At 74.1% G+C, this 2,199-nt stretch carries 1 protein-coding gene; it reads right to left on the bottom strand.

The annotated features are described in order from the left end of the window. On the bottom strand, positions 1-2,199 hold a 2,199-nt coding region (locus QSG27_RS28650), incomplete at both ends, for an ATP-binding protein (protein WP_306712224.1).

Here is a 2,199-nt window from a genome sequence, read left to right on the forward strand (position 1 = left end):
GCCGTCGGGGATGCTGACCCGCCCGGTGAGCTTGTCCGGGGTCTGGTAGAGCTGCACCTCGTCCTTCGACGTGGGCGGCGACGGCCTCGTCCAGCAGCGGGCGGGTGGTCTCCAGGAAGAAATCCAGCATGTCCAGCGCTTCCCCGTCGAGCGCGCCGAAGGTGGTCCGGACATGGTCGAGGTCGAGCGCCCGGCCCGCCGTTCCGGCGGCCTCCGCCGCGGACGGCTCGTCGGGCGCCGCGGCGCTGCCTTCGCCCAGCGCCCGGTTCAGGACGGCGGCGAGCTGCTTCAGGGTCACCGGCTTGGCGATGTAGTCGTCCATGCCCGCGGCGGTGCAGCGCTCCATCTCCCCGGCCAGGGCGTTGGCGGTCATGGCGATGATGGTGGTGCGCGGGCGGGGGCCGCCCGCCGGTTCCGGACCCGACTCGGCGCTGCGGATCTGGCGCGACAGCTCGTAGCCGTCCATGCGCGGCATGTGGCAGTCGGTGATCAGCAAGCGGTAGGGCCGCCCTTTCCAGGCGGTCAGCGCCGCCAGCCCGTCGCCGGTCAGGTCGGCCTCGAAGCCGAGCTGGCGGAGCTGGCGCAGGATCACCTGCTGGTTCGTCGGGTGGTCCTCCGCCACCAGGATCATCGGCGGGTCCGGCGGCGCGCCGGGGGCCGTCGGATCGCCCTCCGCGACGTATGGCGGGGTGGTGGGCGGCGGGGGCTCGGCGTGGCGTTCCGGCGGCACGGCCCGTCCGGCCAGGGCGGCCAAGCGGCGGAACAGGGCGTCGCGGCGGATCGGGCGGCCCAGATGGTCGTGGCCCAAATGACGATGACCGGACGCCGCGCCGTCCTCCCCCTGGCCGGGGGCGCCGTGATCAGGAGGGCAGTCGATGGCCTGCTCCCGCCCGTCCACCAGATGCAGGGTGGGGGGCGGGCGGACCCCGGCGGCGGCGATGCGGGCCAGCACCTCCGCCGCGGACAGCCGCGGGTTGGGGGCACCGGGCGCGTCCTCCGGGTGATGCTCCGGAAGGCCGTCCGACAGGACCAGCAGGTCGGCGTCGGCCATGGTCAGAAGCTCCACCGCCTCCGCCGCCGTGGTGGCGTCGGCGACGGCGGCCCGCTTGTCCTCCAGCGCGCGGATCAGGACGGCGCGCTGCACCGGGTCCGGCTCCGCCACGATGATGGACAGGCCGCTCAGGTCGGTGTCGTCGCCGGGGGCGGCGCGCGGGTCCCCCGGCGCCAGATCCACGGTGAACCAGAAGGTGGCGCCGCAGCCCGGGGCGGAGTTCACCCCGATGCGCCCGCCCATCATCTCCACCAGCCGCGCGCAGATGGCCAGCCCCAGCCCGGTGCCGCCGAAGCGGCGGGTGGTGGAGCTGTCGGCCTGGCTGAAGGGCTGGAACAGGCGGGCCTGACCGGCGGTGCTGATGCCGATGCCGGTGTCCTCCACCGAGAAGCGCAGGCGCAGCCGGTCCGAACCGGCGGCGCAGGGCTCCAGCCGCGTGCGCAGCACGACCCGGCCCGCGTCGGTGAACTTGATGGCGTTGCCGGCCAGATTGAACAGGATCTGGCGCAGCCGTCCGGGGTCGCCGCGCACCGCCGCAGGCACCTTGCGGTCGAGGTCGCAGACCAGCAGCAGCGCCTTCTGGTGGGCCTGCGGGGCCAGCAGCTCCGCCACCCCCTCCACCAGCTCGTTCGGGTCCAGGTCCATCTCGTCGAGGTCGAGCTTGCCGGCCTCGATCTTGGACAGGTCGAGGATGTCGTCGATGATGCGCAGCAGCGCCGTCGCGCTGTCGCGCACGGTGGTGACGATCTCGGTCTGCTCCGCATCCAGCGGGGTCAGGGCGACCAGCTCCAGCATGCCCAGAACGCCGTTCATGGGGGTGCGGATCTCGTGGCTCATGGTCGCCAGGAATTCCGACTTGGAGCGGGCGGCGACCTCCGCCTGGTCCTTGGCGTGGCGCAGATCCTCCTCGGCGCGCTTGCGGGCGGTGATGTCGTAGCTCCAGGCGAGGACCGCCGGCTCCCCCTCGAACTCCGTGCGTTGCAGGGTCTGGAGCGCCCAGACGCGGCTGCCGTCGGGCCGTTCCACCGCCACCTCGACGTCGCGGGCGACCAGCCCGGCGGTCTCGCGTCCGGCCCCCTGGGAGCCGGGGGAGCCCGGGGAGGATGCGCGCCCCTGCACGGTGGCGCCGGGCAGGGCCAGCGCGTGGC

The organism is Azospirillum isscasi (genome assembly GCF_030849505.1).
GTDB lineage: Bacteria > Pseudomonadota > Alphaproteobacteria > Azospirillales > Azospirillaceae > Azospirillum > Azospirillum isscasi.